This window comes from Rhizobium sp. UBA1881 (genome assembly GCF_002338015.1).
In the GTDB taxonomy this organism is placed as follows: domain Bacteria; phylum Pseudomonadota; class Alphaproteobacteria; order Rhizobiales; family Rhizobiaceae; genus Rhizobium.
Genome location: NZ_DDHH01000136.1, coordinates 13,898 through 18,348, shown reverse-complemented (window position 1 = coordinate 18,348; position 4,451 = coordinate 13,898). Strand labels below are relative to the sequence as shown.

The 4,451-nt window shown below is 61.7% G+C and carries 6 protein-coding genes; all 6 read right to left on the bottom strand.

Annotation, left to right across the window (positions count from 1 at the left end; all coding sequences use genetic code 11):
- On the bottom strand, positions 1-213 hold a 213-nt coding region (locus B3605_RS16950), incomplete at its 3' end, for a hypothetical protein (protein WP_296435176.1).
- A 114-nt stretch (positions 214-327) separates the two neighbouring features.
- On the bottom strand, positions 328-1,248 hold the full coding sequence (locus B3605_RS16945) for an alpha/beta hydrolase (protein WP_296435175.1): 921 nt from the start codon (positions 1,246-1,248) through the stop codon (positions 328-330).
- 90 nt (positions 1,249-1,338) lie between these two features.
- Positions 1,339-1,827, bottom strand: coding sequence for a hypothetical protein (locus B3605_RS16940; protein WP_296435174.1), 489 nt, complete (start codon positions 1,825-1,827; stop codon positions 1,339-1,341).
- Positions 1,817-2,335: a permease gene (locus B3605_RS16935; protein ID WP_296435173.1), complete on the bottom strand. Its 519-nt coding sequence runs from the start codon at positions 2,333-2,335 to the stop codon at positions 1,817-1,819. The genes B3605_RS16940 and B3605_RS16935 overlap by 11 nt, the downstream gene beginning before the upstream one ends.
- A 103-nt stretch (positions 2,336-2,438) precedes the next feature.
- On the bottom strand, positions 2,439-3,293 hold the full coding sequence (locus B3605_RS16930; protein WP_112945657.1) for a sulfurtransferase: 855 nt from the start codon (positions 3,291-3,293) through the stop codon (positions 2,439-2,441).
- A gap of 11 nt (positions 3,294-3,304) precedes the next feature.
- Positions 3,305-4,451 (bottom strand): NtaA/DmoA family FMN-dependent monooxygenase (locus tag B3605_RS16925; protein WP_296435172.1); only part of this gene is annotated, 1,147 nt, incomplete at its 5' end.

Genomic DNA, 4,451 nt, shown 5'->3' with positions numbered 1-4,451 from the left:
CCTGCAGGACGTGAGGTGTGTGCCGTGGGCCCTTGGCCGGGCGTCGAAACGCCCGAAATTGTATATGAGAAGCACCACGCCGAGGGCGATGAGAACGGCCGAGACGAAGTCCGGTATTTGAAACGGGCTGGAAACGGCCGCCGCCGCCAAAATGAAGAGTAGGATGCTTGCTGCACAGAGACGGCAATGTGTGGATTTCAGGAACTGCTTCATTCTTGCTTCAACGGAAGTGGTTGGTCGGTATTGGGTTTGCCCGAACACCCGGTGGGTAGCTGTCCGAGCAGGACGAGGTTAGCGCCATGCCCAGACAGGAAACCGATCGCGCGGTCATTTGAGGGTGTGGTCGAAGTATTCCACCGTTCGCTTCAAAAGCTCTTCGCCCGCTTCCTTCGTCACTTTCGGATCATCCGAGACGAAACCGTGCTGCAGGCCTTCCACATAGTACGTGGATACGGCCACGCCATTCTCCTTTAGCTTCTTTTCGAATTCAGTCGATTGCGCGAAGGGAACGACCTTATCGTCGCGGCTGTGAGCCAGGAAGAAGGACGGTGCGTGGGCATCCACATAGGAAATCGGGCTGGCCGTCTCCAGAACGGTGTTGGTGCAATAGCCCGGATTGCATTCCAGCAGGCGTGAGCGAGGGTGGCCGTTCTGAGCGGGCGTAGGGGCTGGTTCCATCGCCTTGAAATCAAACACGCCGTTCCAGATGGCTGCGGTGTTCACGCAGGTGGACGTAGTGGGCGTCTTGTCTCTGACGCGAGTAAGCGTATTCGAGTTGCAGGCGACGGCGGCAAGTGCCGCGAGCTGTCCGCCGGACGAGCTTCCCCAAATGCCGAACTTTTCCGGATTGATTCCATACGATGTGGCGTTGTCTTTCAGGAAACGAATTGCAGCCTGAACGTCGTCATAAGGGGCCGGAAAGGGTGCCTCGCCGCTGAGGCGATGTTCCGCTGATGCCACGACATAACCCTTCGCCGCGAGGTCTGCCAGAACCGACGGGAAGTCGGCGAACTTCCCTTGAGCCTGGCGGTTGCCACCTTCCCACGCACCGCCGTGAATGAATAAAATGACGGGTGCCGGGGCCGTTGTCTTCGGATTGCGATAGATATCGAGCCGCAGCGGGCGATATCCCACCTCGGTCGAATAGGTCACGCCGTTATAAGCCAGCGTGCCATTCGGAAACTCGACAGGATGCGTCTGAAGGAAGTTCTGCGGCTTCGCCTGTTCTGCGGAGGCGAGGCCGGTCATGCCCGTCATCAGCGCGATCGTCGCGACTGCCAGGGCTCGGCCAAGGGGATGAGATCGAAATGGTGACATGAAATCTCCTTTGCGTTTAAATCAGTGGAAGGAAAGCGATAGGGCCGCAGCCAGAAACGGTAGTGGAGCTGCGGCCGCCAGACGCACGACGACGAAGCGCCTGCCCATCAACGGCAGTTCGTAGGTGAGGATGCGATGCACCGCGAACACGGACCAGCTGGTGAGCAGCGCGATCATCTGGGCTCTGCCGGCGTCCATCTGGAACATCGCGAAGGCGATCGGAAACGCGACCATCGGGCCGCCGGGGATGAAGCCGCCCAAGGCGGAGGCGACGATAACCCCCAGCAATCCGCTGTCCCGGCCAAGCAGCGCCGACACGACTTCGGCGGGCAGAAGCCGGCTGACGAACGCGGCGATCAGCAGCCCAAACGGCAGGCTGATGAGAATGCTTCCCGCCTGATTGCGAACATTTGCCACCAGTTCGCCGAGCCTGTCGGGATGCCGAAGTGCGATCAACCCAATGAGAAGCGACGCGACGCCGATCAGGATGATGGTTCCACTATCCAGCATGGGATTGCTCTCCCGAAGCGCGGTAGCGAGCCGCGATCTCTCTCGCGAGAAAACCGGCGACGAAAGGAAGTGGAATGCTGACGACAAAGCGCAGCACCGCGAAGTCCAGCCCGAGCATGGGGATCTCCCAGATCAGCAGGCGGCTCACGCTGCTGGCGGCCCACGCCGTGAGAAACGCGATCAACGCTCCCGTGTCCGCGCCGGCTTTTGAAAGGCTGAGCACGAGCGGAAACGAGGCATAGGGACCGCCTGGTGTCACCATCCCGAGCGCTGTCGCTATGCCAAGGCCTCGAAACCCGGAATTCTCGCCGAGCCACCGGGAGACCTTGTTCTTTGGAACAAGGATGCCGACTGCGGACGCGATCACCAGCCCCAGGACCAGTTCAACGGCCAGCGCGATCAGCTCCGACCACGCATCGCTGATGCTGTTGACAACCGCCTGCGGTCCGCGCAGCGCATAGCAGAATGCGCCGGCAACCACGGCAACCGAGAAAAAGGTAGCAAACATTCGGGCATGCTTCGCCCTGCCGCTCGATCGACGAACGGCGCCGGCTTCTTTCGAAGACATGGAAACTCCTAAAGGGGGTGCACCACGAAAGGCGCGGCGTGGATCAATCGCTTCCGTGCGCGACAGCTCGGTCGGGGTCTGCGGACCATGCCGAGAACGATCCGACGAATAGCCGTGCGTCTATACCTGCGGATCGAAGCGCCAACGTCTCCAGCGCTCCGCCGACGCCACCGCCGCAATAGACGCCGATATAATCCGCACTGTCGGCGCCGCGGGCGTCAAGAACCGCGCGAACCTCGTTCGGCTTCAACACAAGACCGCCAGCATCGAGAAGCGTGGACGACGGCAGGCTCCGCGCGCCGGGGATGTGACCGCTGCGCGGGGATCCGTCGCCGGCGTATTCGGCGCCACCACGCGCGTCGAACACAGGTCCGCCCGCCTTGATGTATCCAGCGACCTCGTCTGCCGAAAGCGTAGGTAGCCCACCCGCCTGGGCGATCGTGAAGGTGCCGGGGACCTCCGGCGGCGGTTCACCATCGGTTTTCCCGCCGGCGGCTTTCCAAGCGGCAAGACCACCATCCAGATATCGTACATCGGGCAAACCGGCCCACTTGAGCACAAACCAGGCGCGTGCTGCCGCGGCAGGCGTGCGGTCGCTATAGGCCACGACAAGCGTTTCCGGCCGAATGCCCCACTGGGTCACATTGCGCTGAAGATCTGCAATCTCGGGCAGGGGGCGCGAGCCGTTCACCCCACCACCCTTGCCTTGCAGCTGTGTCTTGAGATCGACATGATGTGCGCCGGAAATGTGCTCGTTGTCGTAATCGCTCCGAAAGTCCTGCTGCTTGGGACTGAAGCGAACGTCGAGGAAGACCACATGGCGTCCGGAGGATTTCTCCGAAAGCGCGTCCGCGGCGGAAATGATGTTGGTGGCGAAGGCGTCTGGGCGGCCTGTCATAGGGGTCCCTTTCAGTTCTTCTCGAGGCCGAGATGGCCGAGGAGCGTGGAGGTCTCGTACTGTGTGCGGAATATTCCCCTGCGCTGCAGCTCCGGCACCACCAGATCGACGAAGGCGGCAAGCGGCTGCGGCGAGTAGGGCGGAAACACCTTCACGCCGTCGAACTCGCGGTTTTCGAAGCGCTCGTGAATCCATTCCGCGACATCGCGACCGCTGCCGACCACCGGGGCCTGATTGCCTGGGAAGTTGGCGATGTAGTTATGCAGGTCGCGGAACGTGACGTTCTCCCAGTCGCCATAGGCGTCCAGCGCGAGTTCGAGCGCCCAGAGCTTGTCGGCCGCCTGTCCGGGCTGCCCGTTGAAGTTCGGCGTGCGTTGCGCGGCCTCGCGCTTCAGCCTGTCGTAGTCGACGACGCTCAGCACCTTATCCGTCGGCGCAGGAGCGCCGAGTTCCAAGCCAAGGAAACCGACGACGGCTTTCGGCGCGTATTCGTTCAGCGTGAAGTTCTGAACTTCCCGATACTTGGCCTTCGCCGCGCGAGTGGTCTCGTCGACGAAGAACGTGAACCCCGGCAGGATGAACTGATCCGCCTCGGTGCGACCGTACTTCGGCAGGCGACCCTTGATTTCGTTGTAATAGGCCTTGTTCCAATCGCGACCGCGATAGGGACTGAAGCGGATGTCAGCATATTTGGCGCCAAGCTCGAAGGATTCGTCGCTTGTCCCGGCGTGAATAACGGGAATTCTGCCCTGCGGCGGTGGGGGGATGTTCAAGGGGCCGCGCACGGAGAAGAACCTGCCCTCGTGATCGATGCGATGGCCCTTCGCAGGGTCGAGGAAGATGCCGCGTTCCCGGTCGTCGACAAGCCAGTCAGGCTCCCAGCTGTTCGTCAGCGCATTGAAGACCTGGAGGAATTCGTCTGCATGGGCGTATTTCTCGGCCGCCAGCGGATGCTCTTCGCGTGAGAAGTTCTTGGAAGCATCGGTGCCGGCGACGCCGGTGACGACGTTCAAGCCCGTTCGTCCGCGGCTGAGATGGTCCAGCGAGACGATGGCGCGCGCCGTGTTGTAGGGGTCCGAATAGGTGATGTTGATGGTGACGACGATGCCGATCTTCTTGGTCAGGGCAGCGGCGTAGCCGCCGAGAGCATAGCCCTCG

Coding starts and splice junctions, on each gene's coding strand:
- B3605_RS16945 (WP_296435175.1), bottom strand. CDS start 1,248: ATGACCGGCCTCGCCTCCGCAGAACAGGCGAAGCCGCAGAACTTCCTT.
- B3605_RS16940 (WP_296435174.1), bottom strand. CDS start 1,827: ATGCTGGATAGTGGAACCATCATCCTGATCGGCGTCGCGTCGCTTCTC.
- B3605_RS16935 (WP_296435173.1), bottom strand. CDS start 2,335: ATGTTTGCTACCTTTTTCTCGGTTGCCGTGGTTGCCGGCGCATTCTGC.
- B3605_RS16930 (WP_112945657.1), bottom strand. CDS start 3,293: ATGACAGGCCGCCCAGACGCCTTCGCCACCAACATCATTTCCGCCGCG.